Annotated in this window: 17 protein-coding genes; 7 read left to right on the top strand and 10 right to left on the bottom strand. The window is 56.4% G+C overall.

What is annotated here, in order from left to right; translation table 11 throughout:
• Positions 1-12 precede the first annotated feature (12 nt).
• Together VGK23_06470 and VGK23_06465 are read right to left on the bottom strand one after the other, a co-directional pair.
• Positions 13-1,065: an EamA family transporter gene (locus VGK23_06470; GenBank protein HEY3420180.1), complete on the bottom strand. Its 1,053-nt coding sequence runs from the start codon at positions 1,063-1,065 to the stop codon at positions 13-15.
• Between the two features lie 211 nt (positions 1,066-1,276).
• Positions 1,277-1,414: a hypothetical protein gene (locus VGK23_06465; protein ID HEY3420179.1), complete on the bottom strand. Its 138-nt coding sequence runs from the start codon at positions 1,412-1,414 to the stop codon at positions 1,277-1,279.
• A gap of 337 nt (positions 1,415-1,751) precedes the next feature.
• Between VGK23_06465 and VGK23_06460 the strand changes: the two genes are divergently transcribed.
• Genes VGK23_06460 through VGK23_06450 form a run of 3 tightly spaced genes read left to right on the top strand, consistent with a single transcriptional unit; the run spans position 1,752 to position 3,748 of the window.
• Positions 1,752-2,147, top strand: a complete 396-nt coding sequence (locus tag VGK23_06460; GenBank protein ID HEY3420178.1) for a 30S ribosomal protein S6e — start codon at positions 1,752-1,754, stop codon at positions 2,145-2,147.
• Positions 2,144-3,379 (top strand): translation initiation factor IF-2 subunit gamma, encoded by a 1,236-nt coding sequence (locus tag VGK23_06455; protein HEY3420177.1) that lies wholly within the window; start codon positions 2,144-2,146, stop codon positions 3,377-3,379. Before VGK23_06460 ends, VGK23_06455 begins: the two co-directional genes overlap by 4 nt.
• 6 nt (positions 3,380-3,385) lie before the next feature.
• Positions 3,386-3,748 (top strand): twitching motility protein PilT, encoded by a 363-nt coding sequence (locus VGK23_06450; GenBank protein HEY3420176.1) that lies wholly within the window; start codon positions 3,386-3,388, stop codon positions 3,746-3,748.
• Here VGK23_06450 and VGK23_06445 read toward each other — a convergent pair.
• Positions 3,745-4,563, bottom strand: coding sequence for a methanogenesis marker 8 protein (locus VGK23_06445; protein ID HEY3420175.1), 819 nt, complete (start codon positions 4,561-4,563; stop codon positions 3,745-3,747). The two genes, VGK23_06450 and VGK23_06445, sit on opposite strands and share 4 nt — an antisense overlap.
• Positions 4,564-4,736: 173 nt before the next feature.
• Between VGK23_06445 and VGK23_06440 the strand changes: the two genes are divergently transcribed.
• Positions 4,737-5,411, top strand: coding sequence for a DUF120 domain-containing protein (locus VGK23_06440; GenBank protein HEY3420174.1), 675 nt, complete (start codon positions 4,737-4,739; stop codon positions 5,409-5,411).
• A 4-nt stretch (positions 5,412-5,415) separates the two neighbouring features.
• Here VGK23_06440 and purQ read toward each other — a convergent pair whose 3' ends face one another.
• The 6 genes from purQ to VGK23_06410 form a co-directional block, all read right to left on the bottom strand.
• Complete coding sequence (gene purQ / locus VGK23_06435; protein HEY3420173.1) at positions 5,416-6,255, bottom strand: phosphoribosylformylglycinamidine synthase subunit PurQ; 840 nt, start codon at positions 6,253-6,255, stop codon at positions 5,416-5,418.
• Positions 6,256-6,259: 4 nt separating this feature from the next.
• Entirely contained in the window at positions 6,260-8,587 is a 2,328-nt protein-coding gene (gene purL, locus VGK23_06430; protein HEY3420172.1) for a phosphoribosylformylglycinamidine synthase subunit PurL, read from the bottom strand.
• Between the two features lie 5 nt (positions 8,588-8,592).
• Positions 8,593-8,835, bottom strand: a complete 243-nt coding sequence (gene purS / locus VGK23_06425; GenBank protein ID HEY3420171.1) for a phosphoribosylformylglycinamidine synthase subunit PurS — start codon at positions 8,833-8,835, stop codon at positions 8,593-8,595.
• Between the two features lie 58 nt (positions 8,836-8,893).
• Positions 8,894-9,547 (bottom strand): NAAT family transporter, encoded by a 654-nt coding sequence (locus tag VGK23_06420; GenBank protein ID HEY3420170.1) that lies wholly within the window; start codon positions 9,545-9,547, stop codon positions 8,894-8,896.
• A 219-nt stretch (positions 9,548-9,766) separates the two neighbouring features.
• Complete coding sequence (locus VGK23_06415) at positions 9,767-10,531, bottom strand: tRNA (adenine-N1)-methyltransferase (protein ID HEY3420169.1); 765 nt, start codon at positions 10,529-10,531, stop codon at positions 9,767-9,769.
• A 40-nt stretch (positions 10,532-10,571) separates the two neighbouring features.
• On the bottom strand, positions 10,572-11,012 hold the full coding sequence (locus tag VGK23_06410) for a hypothetical protein (protein HEY3420168.1): 441 nt from the start codon (positions 11,010-11,012) through the stop codon (positions 10,572-10,574).
• Between the two features lie 121 nt (positions 11,013-11,133).
• Between VGK23_06410 and VGK23_06405 the strand changes: the two genes are divergently transcribed.
• The 3 genes from VGK23_06405 (at position 11,134) to VGK23_06395 (ending at position 13,137) form a co-directional block, all read left to right on the top strand.
• Complete coding sequence (locus VGK23_06405; GenBank protein ID HEY3420167.1) at positions 11,134-12,156, top strand: hypothetical protein; 1,023 nt, start codon at positions 11,134-11,136, stop codon at positions 12,154-12,156.
• Positions 12,157-12,344: 188 nt separating this feature from the next.
• Positions 12,345-12,797: a DUF2127 domain-containing protein gene (locus tag VGK23_06400; protein HEY3420166.1), complete on the top strand. Its 453-nt coding sequence runs from the start codon at positions 12,345-12,347 to the stop codon at positions 12,795-12,797.
• A 130-nt stretch (positions 12,798-12,927) separates the two neighbouring features.
• Positions 12,928-13,137, top strand: a complete 210-nt coding sequence (locus VGK23_06395) for a hypothetical protein (GenBank protein HEY3420165.1) — start codon at positions 12,928-12,930, stop codon at positions 13,135-13,137.
• A 107-nt stretch (positions 13,138-13,244) separates the two neighbouring features.
• On the opposite strand, the gene proS is transcribed toward VGK23_06395, so the two are convergent.
• Entirely contained in the window at positions 13,245-14,642 is a 1,398-nt protein-coding gene (proS, locus tag VGK23_06390; protein ID HEY3420164.1) for a proline--tRNA ligase, read from the bottom strand.
• Positions 14,643-14,715 lie beyond the last annotated feature (73 nt).

Below are 14,715 nucleotides of genomic sequence, written 5' to 3'. Positions count from 1 at the left end.
GAGACAATAGCATCAATGCTCGTGCTGATGCGATGTGTCCGGCCAATGAGAGTGGCTGTGCACCGTCTCCTCATGGGTGTGCATATGGGAATGGGTCTCCTCGATCGTCTCTCCTGGGTGGTGGCGATGATGTGGGTCATCATTATCATGAGGGTGGGAGTGGATGACCGCCTGGTGACGATGCTCATGCACATGCTTCTCCCCGGTGATCATCCAAACGGCGGTTGCCATCAGGACCGCTGATGGCAGCATCAACCACTGAATCGATTCGCCCAGAAGTGGAATGGACACCAATGCCCCGATGAAGGGGCCCACCGCGAACAGCGCCGCCGTCCTGGCCGAGCCCATCTTGCTAAGGGCCAATATGAACAGGACCAACGAGGCTCCGTAGCTGAACGCGCCCAGTATCAGCGCGTAGACCATTTCCGGACCTATGACAATCTGGGAGCCGAGAAGCAGCGTGATGCCGATGGACGCGCTCCCCGCAACGGCGCCTTTGGCCATCGATATCTGGACCGGGTCCTTTCCGGAGATTCTCTGGGTAAGATTGTTGTCAAGTCCCCAACAGAGCATGGCCCCCGCCAGGAAAAGTGTTCCTTCCAGCCGGAAACCCCCGTTGACGGGGTCGTACGTGAGAAGAATGCTGGCCAGCGTCATCATGAGGAGGGCGGCCCATAGCCGTTTTCCCTCCTTCTGCCGGAAGATCGTGACCGCCAGCAATGCCGTGAAGACCCCCTCGAGGTTAAGCAATAACGAGGCGGTGAAGCCCGAGATCAGCGTCAGACCCGTGACCATCAGGATCGGGGCTACGATGCCACCAGACACTATGGAACCGGCCAGCCATTTCGTGTCCATGCGGGTGACGGGCTCGTAACTCCCCTTCTGTCTCAGGAGGCTCTTCGAGACCGCGAAGAAGCCCAAGCCCAGGAACGCGCCGAGATAGAGGAGCCCCGCCAGCTCTGTCGGGGGCATTCCTTGGACCAGTGACTTCGCCAAAGGCGCGCTTACCCCGAACAAGGCAGCTGACGCAGTGACTATGACCACCGGACGAAGGTTGGAGTGCATTGTGAAAAGGTCACAGGTCATCCGCTCGTTAATCCTTTTCGCAATGCTAGGATTCGATCCCTGAACGGCCCCCGGTCGACAAAGCAGGGTTTCGCTCGGGCTCGGGAACAAGGGGGATTGGAGGTTCAACAGGCCGTTACGGGTCCATATATGCTTTCATGGACCCTTTCCCTTGAAGGGTAGCAGTCCGCGAAGCCATTGCTCGTGAACCTTACTTCTTCCCCTTCGGCTTCGCATTCTGATGATGCGGGTTCAGCTGGTCCTGGGTCTTGTGAGCGGCCAGCTTCGAGGCGGTATCGTCGGTATCCTTATTCGATTTCTTATCGGCAGGACTGGTTTTTTTAGCCATGGATATCAGTTAATCAACATTTCAAGTCCGGAGTAATATTATTTGCCTTCCTTACTTCCGTTAGGGACCCGTTATACACTGCACCAACGGTAGATGATAATTCATTCATTTCAAATGTTGAGCCAGAAGTGATGTGAAACGAGTAAATGTTTAAGGCCGGGCGGCCATGCCGATGCTAGGCCGTCATCCGTTTTGCGGTCGGCCGCCCAAGGTGTTCACGACCGGTTCCCCGGCTCTGCTGGCGACCATGGATATCCTGCGCTATAATGTGGCATTCATGACACCAATAGTTATTTAAGGCGAACTACATTAGGGCGAGATACTCACAGGTGTTAGTATGGTTGAATTTAAAGCCGTTATTAATGATGGAAAGAACGGTAAGTCGTACCAGGTGTCCGTATCCGGGCACCACGCCAACTCCCTGATCGGGAAGAAGATCGGGGATGTCGTTGACGGCATCTTCGTTGGACTTCCAGGCTACAAGCTCGCGATCACTGGTGGAAGTGACAAGGACGGCTTCCCGATGAGGAAGGACCTACCGGGACCGAGGAGAAAGAGGCTGCTCACCGCCACGAGCACTGGATTCCAGACGACCGAGGGCGGATTGAGGAGGCGGAAGTCCATGAGGGGCAATACCATCGCTCCGGACACGGTTCAGCTCAACATGAAGATCTCGACCCAGGGCTCCAAGCCCATCGAAGACCTCATAAAGAAAGAGGAGCCTAAGCAATGAGTATGGCCCACCAGCCGGAGATCAACATCGGCATGATCGGTCACGTCGACCATGGAAAGACCACGCTGACCAAAGCGCTTAGCGGGGAGTGGACGGACCGTCATTCGGAAGAGATCAAGAGAGGGATCTCGATCAGGCTGGGATACGCGGACGTATCATTTTATAAATGTCCCAAGTGCGGCGACACGAAGGCATACACGAGCAGGCCAGAGTGCAAGGAATGCGGCGGAAAGGCCGAGTTCCTGCGATCGGTGTCGTTCGTGGATGCTCCAGGTCACGAAACCCTCATGGCGACGATGCTTTCAGGCGCGGCCATGATGAACGGGGCGCTGCTGTTGGTGGCGGCGAACGAGCCTTGCCCGCAGCCGCAGACGAAGGAACATCTCATGGCGCTGTCCATCATCGGCGTCGAGAACATCATTATCGTCCAGAACAAGATAGACATCGTCACCAAGGAAGAGGCGCTGGACAACTACAAGCAGATCAAGGCGTTCGTCAAGGGCACCATCGCCGAGAACGCGCCGATCATACCGGTGTCCGCCCACCACGATGTCAACATCGACAAACTTATCGAGGCCATCGAGAAGTACATACCGACCCCGAAGCACGAAGGCAAGGGGCCGGCCAGGATGTATGTGGCCCGTTCATTCGATATCAACCAGCCAGGAAGCGGCCCGGAAGAACTGAAGGGCGGCGTCCTGGGCGGATCCATCATCCAGGGGAAGCTGGAGATCGGTGAGGAGATCGAGATCGCTCCGGGCCGCAAGGTCGAGCTCACCGGCGGCAAGGTCGCCTGGGAAAAGATCATCACCACCATCGAGTCACTTCACGCCGGCGGTACCGAGCTGCAGAAGGCGAAACCGGGCGGACTCATCGCCATCGGGACCAAGCTGGACCCAGCATTGACCAAGTCGGATGGCCTTACCGGACGGGTCGTAGGCAAACCGGGCACGTTGCCGCCAGTGTTGCACAAGATCATCATGGCGACCACTCTTCTGGAACGCGTGGTCGGAGCGGCCGAGGACCTGGCGGTGGACAACATCAAGACCAACGAACCGCTCATGCTCAGCGTCGGTACGGCCACCACGGTCGGTGTCGTCACCTCCGCCAGGGGGAACGAGTCCGAGGTCGTGTTGAAGATACCGGTCTGCGCCGAGAAGGGCCAGCGGGTAGCCGTTTCGAGGAAGATCACCGGCAAGTGGCGCCTTATCGGCTTCGGCATAATCCAGTAGGCCTTCATGCAGAAAGTGGTCCTTGACACGAACGCGCTTCTCATGCCCTTCGAGTTCAAGATCAACGTGGATCTTGAGCTCCAACATCTTTTGGGCACCTATGAAGCGTATGTCCCTGGACCGGCCATAGGCGAGCTGAAACGTTCCAAGAACAAGTTCAAGAACGTCGCGTTGCAGCTGGCCGGCAAATACAAGCGCTACGAGACGGCGATCCAGGGCGACGAGGGTATAATTGCCGCCGCGATCGACCTGAATGCATACGTGGTCACCAATGATGCGTTGATGCGTGCGAAGCTCCGCAAGGCAGGCATCAAGTGCATTTTCCTAAGGTCTCGCACGCATCTCTATCTGGAAGACGACCAACTTTAGATCAGCGGTTTGGGCGGGTCTTCCGGGCCGGTCGCAGGCGGAACCTTGGTCTGTTCCAGTCTTGCGGTCATGATCCTCTTTCCGGTATCTGACACTGCATAGATCGGGACCTTGTTGCCATATCTCATGACATCGACCTCGGACATGAGCTTGCGCACTTCCTTGGAGGCGCACGCCGTGACGATGTCGCAGTTCTTCAGGAACTTGATCGCATCGCTCCTCGACACTTTGCTGGTGTGGACCGCAAATATGACCGCGGAGTCTTCCAACTTCTTGCGGATGGTCTCCGCATCCTTACCAGTCGCCACTGAGACGCCGATCCTTCTGAAACCGAGGTCCAGGGCCCTCTGCACTCCGCTGACCTGGTCGATCTTGGCCGTCTTCGGGTCGAGCACACGATCCTTCCCTATGGCCTGAATGACGCTCTCGATCGGTGACGTCTCCAATATTCCGGAGATCCTTCCCCCGATGCCCTGTGCAAGCTCTGGGTCGGTGACAACGACGGTCCCCGCACCCTCACAAACTATGACGGCGGCGTCGATCATGCCCTTGGACAGGGCCATGCCCATGAGTTCGGACACCCCGAACGAAAGGAAATCCTTCATCCGCATATTTCGAGCCTCGGTGCACATACCGAAGTCCCTGATCCGGAACTCCACGTTCTCCCGGACCACTTCCGGCGTTATCTGTTGGATCCCGCGATGTTTGGCGAAAAGAGGGCAATACTCCACTTCCGGCTTGCCAACCTCGGTCACTTTTCCGTCCTCAACGACAACTCGCGTCTTGCCAAGAGCTTCAATCACATGTCTTCCCATGCTCTCACCGGAGGCCGATTATGCCCCTCGGTAATAAACTGTATCCTCGAACAATCGTCAACCTCATTCTCATATTTCATCCGGGGAACAACAAGATTGATTAGCTACACATTTTATTGGTGGTAGTCCCGTTCACGCTCGGCTTACGGGCCGGCGCAAAATCTGGAGTGGATATGGTGGAAGAAGAGACGGACGAGAAGTTCATACTCGCTCTCAGGCGGATCGCCCTAATGGGCGGCATGCATGACTATGTGGCGATATCCTCGCGCGAGCTAGGGGAGATGCTGGACATGAGCCAGCAATCGGCATCAAAACGGATACTGGAACTCCTTGACGGAGGCTTCATAAGCCGTGACCTGGGGGCCAGAAGGCAGCGCATCCGGTTGACCGACAAAGGCGTCGACATGCTGCGCAAGGAATACACCGAATACCAGCGCATCTTCGAGATGAAGGACGAGCTGGTCATCAAGGGAACGGTCATAACCGGAATGGGCGAAGGCCAGTACTACGTGACGCAGCCGGGATACATCGAGCAGTTCACCGAGAAGCTGGGTTTCACGCCCTATGAGGGAACGCTGAACGTCAAGGTGAACCCGTCCGAAGTGCACAAGGTCGACACCCTGAGGCAGACCAAGGCCCTCATCGTGAAGGGCTTCGAGAGGAACGGACGTACCTTCGGTGATGTCCAGTGCCATCTAGCGACCATTCAGAACGTCGAGTGCGCGGTGGTCATACCGTCCCGGTCCCACTATAGCGACGTGCTCGAGATACTGTGCAAGTACCACCTGCGCCGGACGCTCGGATTGAACGACAACGACCCGATCGAGGTCAGGGTCTCGCTGATCTGAACGTTCAGTTCTTTTTCAGAACGGTCTTCAACGCCGACTCGAATACCACGCGTCCGTCACCGGACGCGACCGGGTTATCTCCGGTCCTGGTCCAATCCGGATGGGTAAGTCGGTCGAACACCCTTTCTGGGTGGGGCATCAGCCCGAACACGTTCCCATGCACATTGCTTATGCCGGCTATGTTCCTGACCGACCCGTTGGGGCACCAGGGATAACCGGCATAATCGCCCTTCTCGTCCACGTACTTGAACACCACCTGGTCGTTGTGCTCCATCTTGTCCAGGATGGAATCCTCCGACTCCTTGGGGAACATCAGCTTGCCCTCGGCGTGCGCGCAGGGGAACATGACCGTCTCATGCTTCGGGATGTCGGTCGTGAACACGCATTTGCCCCTGTTCTCGTGCTTCAGCAGTGTAGGTATGCATTCGAAGCGTCCGGATGAGTTCGTGTAGAGCGCCGCCTCCGGTTGTTCCGACATCGCCTCGCCGTCCAATGCCGGCAGCGCTCCCAGCTCCACCAGGATCTGGAATCCATTGCATATGCCGATGACCGGCCTACCGGACTCGATGAACTTGATCAGGTCCTTCGACAGACCAGACTTCATGCGCGCCGCGAAGATCGCTCCAGCCCGGACGTAGTCGCCGGCGGAGAAACCTCCAGGGAACGCCAGGATGTGATAGTCGTTCAGGTCCCTCCTCATCGCCGCCGGGCACTGGCCCAGCAATTGCTTGAGGTGTACCTTCTCGGCGCTGGCGCCGACCGAGCTGAACGCCCGGGCGCACTCGTCCTCGCAGTTGGTGCCTTCGATCCTGATGACGCAGACCTTGACCTCTTCCGCTCTCATTTGATCACCCCAACAGCTTCCACAACGGTTCTGACCAGCACTTCCTTAATGAATCGACCGACAGAGTTATGAGGGCGCCCTTGCCCTTGATCGTGAGATCCGAACCGCCCACGTGACCCAGTCGCGCGATCGGGATGGTCATGTGGTCGATGAACTCCTTCTCGCGGCCTTTGTCGACCTCCACTATCCAGCGGGTGTTCGACTCTGAGAATAGGCGCACCATGTTCGGCATGTCGCCCATGGAGCTGACATCGATGTCCGCTCCGATGTCCCCGGCGATGCACATCTCTGCCATTGCCACTGCGAACCCTCCGTCCGACAGGTCATGACAGGAACGGACCATGCCATCCTTCATGCACTCGTTCATGAGCTTGATCGAGCTCTTCAGCCTTCTGGGGTCCACGCTCGGGACCAGCCCGCCCTTCCCGCCGAATCTGCGGTAGAGGGCCGATCCGCCCATCTCCTCTTTCGTCGTGCCTACCAGGAAAAGTGGATTCCCCTCTTTCTTCAGATCGGTGGTGACGACATTCCGAACGTCCTCCACGATGCCCAGTCCCAATACCGTGGCGGTCGGAAGGCACGGCCCCCTGGAGGTCTCATTATATAGGCTTACGTTCCCGGACGGGACCGCCAGACCGAGCTCGATGGCGATGTTGGCCAGGCCGGCGATGGCCTCCTTCAGTTCGCCCAACCTTTCCGGCTTCTCCGGATTGCCGAAGTTCAGGCAGTTGGTGAGCGAATGCGGTGTCCCCCCCACCGCCACGATGTTGCGGCAAGCCTCATCCACCGAGGCCTGTCCTCCCTTGTAAGGGTCCAATGCGGTGAACCAGGGATTGACCCCGATGGCCAGCGAAAGACCGCGGTATGAATGGTCCAGCGGCTTGAGCACGGTGGCATCCGACGGTCCGCGCTTGTTCATCTTGCCCTGCATGGGCTTGACGACGGTGTTGCCGCGGACCTCGTGGTCGTACATCCGGACGACCCATTCCTTGGAGGCGATGTTCGGTTCCGACAACAGAGCCATCAGGACCTCGTTCATGTCCTCCGGTACGTTAGGGACGGAATGGACCGTCGCCGATGGCGAACTGACCTTGCTGGGCCGGCAGTACTCAGGACCCTTGGTCAGGAACTCCAGGTCGATGTCGAAGACCTGCACGCCGTGATAGATCAGCTTGACGTGGTTGCCTTCCACCACTCTGCCGATGACAGAGGCGTTGACATCCCACAAAGCGAATATGTCCAGGATGTCCTGGACGTTCTCTTCCGGCGCCGCCAGCATCATCCTTTCCTGTGATTCTGAGACCCACATCTCCCACGGGGCCACGCCCGTCTCCTTCAGCGGGACCTGTTCCAGGTCCACGACCGCACCGCATCCGCCGGAAAGCGCCATCTCCCCCACGACGCAGGAGAGCCCGCCCCCTCCCAGGTCCTTCATTCCGTGGATGAGCCCTTTCGAGTTGACCTCGAGACATGCGTGTATGAGCGGTTCCTTGGTGATCGGATCGCCCAGCTGGACCGAGCCTCTCGATTCCTCCTCGGAGGTCGATTTCAGTTCGGCCGACGCAAAGGTGACGCCGTGGATACCGTCCCTGCCGGTCTTCCCTCCGACCAGGATGAGCACGTCCTCGGTGCCCTTGACCGCATTGTTCACCAGGTCCTTGCGTTTCACGATGCCGACGCAGCCGACGTTGACCAGGCAGTTGCCCACGTACGATTCGTCGAAGTACAGTCCCCCGCAGACGCAGGGTATCCCGATCCGGTTGCCATAGTCGCGTATCCCCGCGACCACCCCGCCCACCAGGTACTTGGGGGATTTTGAACCGGCCGGCATCTCTCCCTTGTAGTCGATGGGGCCGAAGAACAGCGGGTCGATAAGGGCGATGGGCTGCGCACCCATGCACAGCACATCACGGACTATGCCACCTATGCCGGTGGCCGCACCACCGTACGGTTCGATGGCCGAAGGATGGTTGTGCGATTCGATGCGGAGCGCGTATCCATACTCATCATCGAAGACCATCACCCCGGCATCGCCCTTGGACAGTATGTCTGGGTGTTTTATGTTGAAGATGTGCTCCCGCAGGAACACTTTGGAGCTCTTGTAACAGCAATGCTCGCTCCACGCCTGCGCGATGGACTGGATCTCGATATCCGTGGGTATGCTCCCACGCTTCTGGAAATATTCCCGGACCCTCTTCATCTCATCGATGGACAGATTAAGCCCTAGCTTGGTGCTCAGTTCCTTGAGCTGCTCGTCGTTGGCCGAGAATAGGTCGACGTCGAATAGCTCGAACGGCACCGCCCGCCTTTTCAGCAACTGGTCGATCGCCATTGTTCTCACTGCTTGATCTCGACTTTGAACTTCTGGATCACCGGGTTGGCCAGGAGCTTGCGGCACATCTCATCTGCCTGCTTCTTCGCCTCATCGGCCGGCAGGTCCAGTTCGACCTCGAAGGTCTTGATCGAACGAACTCCCTTTATGCCCTTGAAACCGAGCAGTTCGAGCGCTTTCCTGGTGTTCTGGCCTTCGGGGTCGGCCACGCCCTGCTTGAGCTCTATCCGGATCTCTGCCACGACCATTGACGCACCGGATTCTCGTATCGACTGCCGGTTAATAATCTTCTCCCTGCCACGTTGCCTAGTGGACGATGTGGTAGTATGAATCGATCGCACTGAACGTTCCGGTGATTATGAATTCGATGGCGATCGCTGCCAGAAGCAGACCCATGATCCTGGTGAACGCCCCGGCGCCGCTCTTCCCCATTCTCGAGAAGATCGGCTCGGCGTATCTGAGCAGGAAATAGCTCGCAATTATGGTGAGGATAATCGAGATGAATATCGAGGCCAGGTCGAACACGACCTCGTTCGAGGTGGTCGCCAGGGAGATGTAGATCATCACCGTGGTGATGGCTCCCGGGCCGGCGAATAGCGGTATGCCCAGGGGCACCACTCCAACCTCCTCCTTCTCCATTGCCTCCTCGCTCTCTTCGCCGGTGAGCTTGGAGCGGGGAACCTGCCCGCGCGTCATGGTGAACGCGATGGAGAAAAGCAGCATCCCTCCGGCGATCTTGAAAGCCGGAATGGTTATTCCGTAAATCGCGAAGATGTAGTTGCCGAAGATGCCAAAGGCCAGCAGGACACTGACGGCCACGATGCATACCTTTCGGATGACACGCCGCTTCTGTTCCGGGGTGTAATCCTGGGTGATCGCGACGAATACCGGGATGTTGCCTATCGGGTTCACGATGGCGAAGATCGCGGCGAAAACGGTGATGGCAAATTCGAAGCTCATCTGTTCAAGCAAAGGTCTGGGTCGTTATTATGCTTTGCCTACCGGCCTGGCATATCGGAAGCTTAAGCCCGCACTCATTTCCTGGACGATCGTTCCATCATTTCCTCGGTCAGTGATTTGCCTGTCCGGATGGGCTCAAGGTCCTAAGGACCCTTTTCTCCCTGGTTCCGGTCCCCTTTGCCTTAAGACCCATCGTTGAAATCCTTCTTTCGCGGTAGTTCAGAGTAAGGTTATGGTCAGTCTTCCGAACACTAGGTACCCTGTATGTCCTAACATATCGAACGAGGGCCTAACACCACCCTCGTGCACGTCCATGGTCCGTTGGATGTTCTCCAGTGCAACCACTTCGATGAATCCGGAAGTGCGCAGCTTCTTCACTGTCGATTCCAACTGGTTTGTGTTGGGCACATACCCGCAGAACCGTCCCCCCGGTTTCAGGAATCGTTTGACATTGTCCACCGCCTCCCAGGGGTTAGGCATGTCCAGGATGGCCGCGTCCACAGGTTCTCCGACATCGATGTTACGGACGTCACCGATCATCAGCCTCCAGTTATCCTGGAATCCGGTGCGCTCCACGTTCCTGCGTCCCTTGGTCGCAAAATCATCCCGCAGCTCTACGGAGATGACCTTCCCGGCCGGCCTTACGACATTCAGGAGCGGCATTGTCAACGAGGCTGAGCCGAGTCCAGCCTCCAGAATGGTGTCGCCGGACTTGACGTCAAGATTGAACAGGATCGTGGCCGCATCCTTGGCTATGATGACCTGAGCGCTGCGATCCACCGATTCCATCAGTTCCGGGTTTCCCGGGACCATCACATAGAATTCAATACCGGCGAAGGAGACCTTGGAACCTGACTCGAGTGCCAGAAGCTTGTTGCCGTCGAGAGCGCCCAGCCCTTGGATCTTCAGCATCTCCGGGCGGACGTTCGTCCAGTATTTGCGTCCTCTTTCATCCAAGAGATAGACCAGCTGCCCTTCCTTCATCGCACTGCTGATTGCGCGGTCCTGATAAAAAGTATTACTCTCATTTTATTTTGGCACCGCACTCCGCGCAGAACACATCAAAGCCGCTGGCGGCCACTCCGCATTTCGGGCAGCGGGGGGCTCCTTCGATCTGTTCCTTGATCACCGACGGCCAAGAACTATACTGGGAGCGTTCCTCCGTCTTGGCTTCCTCAGCTACTTCCTGCTTTGGCGTTTCGCTCGATTGGACCGGTTCCGCCGATGGCGTTGAAGGGACCTTGTATTCTGGGGAGGCGCGGAACTCCGGCGATTTGGTCCCGTCAGCCCTCTTGCGCATGTAAAGATAGAGCACCAGCCCGATCACGCTCAGGAACACTCCTGCGGCCACCCACCTGGCCCCCTCGACCTTCCTTCTGAACGTATCGATCGATATCCAGCCTCCAATGACAACCCCAATGATAAGCCAGATCAATATTATCTCTAGGATGATTTCGGTGTCCATTCCCCATCGACCCGAAATGTATATGCATTCATCTTATTTTAATTTAGATTCAAGAAAATCCTACTGTGAGTCTATTGTCGATTTCGAAAGGATGATGAACTATCCACTGGAATGATTCATCATGCGCAGAACGATGTTGGTCATGATCATTTTGATATTTGCAGCATCCTCGCTGCCATTGATCTCGCAGGCGGTGACCGCACACTCACCCGCGTTCCCCAATGACAACACTTCTCTGGCCAATGCGGCCCACGTGGACAATCCCTCAAAATCATGGGCGATCTACACCCATCTGGAAGAAGGAGTCTTTCATTACTACGCTTTGGACCTGAAGGCGGGTGACCGGTTGTACCTCAATCTCATCGTCCCGACGGATGAGAGAGGATCCGAGTTCCAGCCGAACATGGCCATACTGGGGCCTTTCATGGAAGAGAATGGCACCCTCCCCACATCGGTGGAGATACCGATAGGCTACGGATGGAAAGTGGTAAATGGTACATTTCCGAGCGGTCCTACCTATGAATCATTCTCTCCTGGAACGTTCATGAACCTGGCAACGTTCGATGCACCGGCCGCTGCAGATGGACGATATTATGTTGTGGTTTATCAGGATGCAGCCCTCGCACCGGTGCATGGAGATTACGGTCTGGCCGTCGGCTACATAGAATCATTCACCCTGACGGAGTTCCTCGCCATCCCTTTCAGTCTGCTTAACGTCTATCAATGGGAGGGACAATCATTGGTCCAGATATTCATCCCGATGGTAGCGGTGTTCATGGTCGGATTGGCGGGACTTTATCTTTGGAAAAAGGAAGCGCTCATGACGATTGGCCTGCCTCAGGGGGCTGCTCTGTTATCCGGTCTTCTGTTCTTGGGCACAGCCACGAACACTATGATCCAGACCTTGATCGCCATTTCCCAAGCTGGACTGGTCGCGGAAGTGCTGGTGACCTTGATTTTCATCGCCGCCCCTATATTGCTCGGTTCGTTCCTCATCCGTATGGCACTTCGCAGGCCTTTGACCCAAAGAAGCAGAGTCGAATTGTTCATAATCGGCCTCATCGGCCTCTTCGTCTGGGCCGGTCTGATCTTGGGGCCCATTATCGCCATGGTCGGAAGCGTATTGCCAGGAAAACATCGTTAGGCAAACTCTTCCCTGGATCTCCGACCAGAACGATCAGGACGGTCTTGATTCCAAATAGAGAATTCCGGGGGCTCGTAAATTTACATATAGCAGGGAGATACAAGCTGGTATCCATGACCGCAAATCAACCAACTCAGCCAACTCAGCCTTATCAACCATATCCTGCACCCCCGCCCGCACCCGCTCCCATGTACCAACCATTCCAACAACCGGTGAGGAATAGGCCTGTTGGAGTAACCATTCTAGCCATCCTTCAGATATTGGGAGGCGTATTGGAACTGATCCTGGCATTAGGCTTCTTCCTCCTAGCGGCCTTGATCAACGTCACCGACATCAGGAATAGGATAGGCACTTCAGTGCCCGACTGGGTCATCAACAACGCCCCAGTGTTCTTCGGGGTGTTGGGATTGTTATTCCTTATCATGGCCATTATCTCACTTGTACTGGCATGGGCCTTCCTTAAGGGAAAGAACTGGGCTAGAATGCTGGCCATTGTCTTCCTGGTCTTGTCCATCATCGGGAACGCGATCGGAATCATAGGGGGAACGAGCCTGATAACAGTGGCAATCTCCATACTCTTCTCTCTGTTCATCGTGTGGTACCTGTTCCGGCCCAATGTCAAACAATGGTTCACGGCGTAGGCCCTCCCCTTTCTTTTCTTTCTTTGTTCTCATCGCCTAAGTGTCACGGCCGTCGGTCAGTGGCCATCCTCCAGCATCCATGGGGCGTAGCCCAATCTATTAATAGGCTGACCGCATTTTGGCGCCCTTGATGGAAGAGAACACCTTCCCCAAAAGAATCATGATGGGTATCTCAGTCCTATTGCTCATCGGCGGTATTGCATTGTATGTCGCCTGGGGAATCGGGTTCAACGGTTGGAACTTCTTCGACCCGAAGTACATAGGATTGTATTCCTTGGTCATCGTCATGGTCCTCTTCGGAGTATTCGGCATCCTGCTCACCAGGCTGAGAAAGGATTGAGAGTTCTCCCGACAAGTTCCGCTTGGTATTTTTGATAGTTCTTCTGGTCAGCTCTTGCTCTCTAATAACTGGTCATTTATTAGAAAAAGAAAGGAATTCAAAGGGTTTTACATCGCCTTCGAGGCATAGGCGACCTTATCGGTGTCCTTGCCGCAGACAATGCATTTGCCGTGGAACTCCTCTTGGATGTAAGGTGTTCCCAACAGTTTGAGCTCGGTCTTCTGCTCCAAGGTGTGTCCGCATTCGGCATCGCCGCACCATCCGAACCTCAGCGTCTTTCCGGGGATATTGTCCAGCGAGAAGATAGTGACGTACGAGTCCTTCATCCGCTTCTGGGCTCCCTCGAGCATCTCGGTCATGATGGTGTCGAGCATGGCCTTGACCTCCTGTACACATGTGGCACGGGCGAACGATCCCTTCTTTCCGTCGTTCCGCTTGGCATAGGCGACCTTGCCTCCCTCGATGTCCCTCATCCCCAGTTCCAGGCGGAACGGGACTCCCTTGATCTCCCAGTTGTAGAACTTGCTGCCCGGACGGTCGTTGGAATCGTCCAGCTTGACCCGCACTCCGGCGGCCGTCAGCTCGGCCTTCAGCTTCTCCGCTTCCGCTGCCACCGCTTCGACGTTGCCCTTTGCCAGGATCGGTATGATGACGACCTGGAAAGGTGCCACCGCCGGCGGCAGGACCAATCCCTTATCATCGCCATGGACACCTACCACCGCTCCGACCAGGCGCTCGCTCATACCGAACGTGGTCTGATGGCAGTATTGCATCTGTCCGTTGACATCCTCGTACTTGATGTCGAATGGCCTGGAGAAGTTCTCCCGGTAGTGGTGGATCGAGCCCAGCTGCAGCGACTTGCCCTCCGGCATAAGGGTGTCCACGCCCACCGTATAGTAAGCGCCAGGGAACTTGTCCCAGTCGGTCCTCTTCAGCAGCGAGTAGGGCAGGCAGAGCTTGGCCATGATGTTCTTCAGGATGACGAAGTCCTCTTCCACCTGCTTCTGCGCATCCGCCTCGTCTACGTGACAGGTGTGGGATTCAAAGAAGTGGATCTCCCGGACCCGAATGAACGCCCTGGTCTGCTTGGTCTCGTAACGGAAGGTGTTGACCAGTTGGTAGGTCTTGAGCGGCAGGTCGGTGTGCGAGCGGACCCAAAGTGCGAATATCGGATACATCGCCGTCTCCGAGGTGGGTCTGAGGCAAAGACGGATGTCCAGTTCATTGAGGCCGGCATGCGTCACCCAGTAGACCTCAGCATCGAACCCCTTGATGTGGTCCTTCTCCTTCTGGAACTCTGTCTCCGGTATCAACAGGGGGAAGTTAACCTCACCGTGGTCGGTGGCGTCGCACTCCTGCCGGATGTATGTGTCGATGTGACGCATGATCTTCCAGCCATAGGGTGTCCAGACGTTCATGCCCTTGATCGGGTATCGCTTGTCGGTCAGGTTGGCAAGCTCGACAATCTCGTTGTACCATTCGCTGAAGTCTTCCTCTTTCTTCATCAGGACACCTTGGCTTCGATTGGGGTGGAAATGTGATTCGTGACTTAATAGTTACATCTCGAACTGAGTGCTT

The sequence above is a fragment of the Methanomassiliicoccales archaeon genome (assembly GCA_036504055.1).
In the GTDB taxonomy this organism is placed as follows: Archaea; Thermoplasmatota; Thermoplasmata; order Methanomassiliicoccales; family UBA472; genus DASXVU01.
Note: the sequence above shows the minus strand (reverse complement) of the source record. Positions and strands in the feature narration are given on the sequence as shown.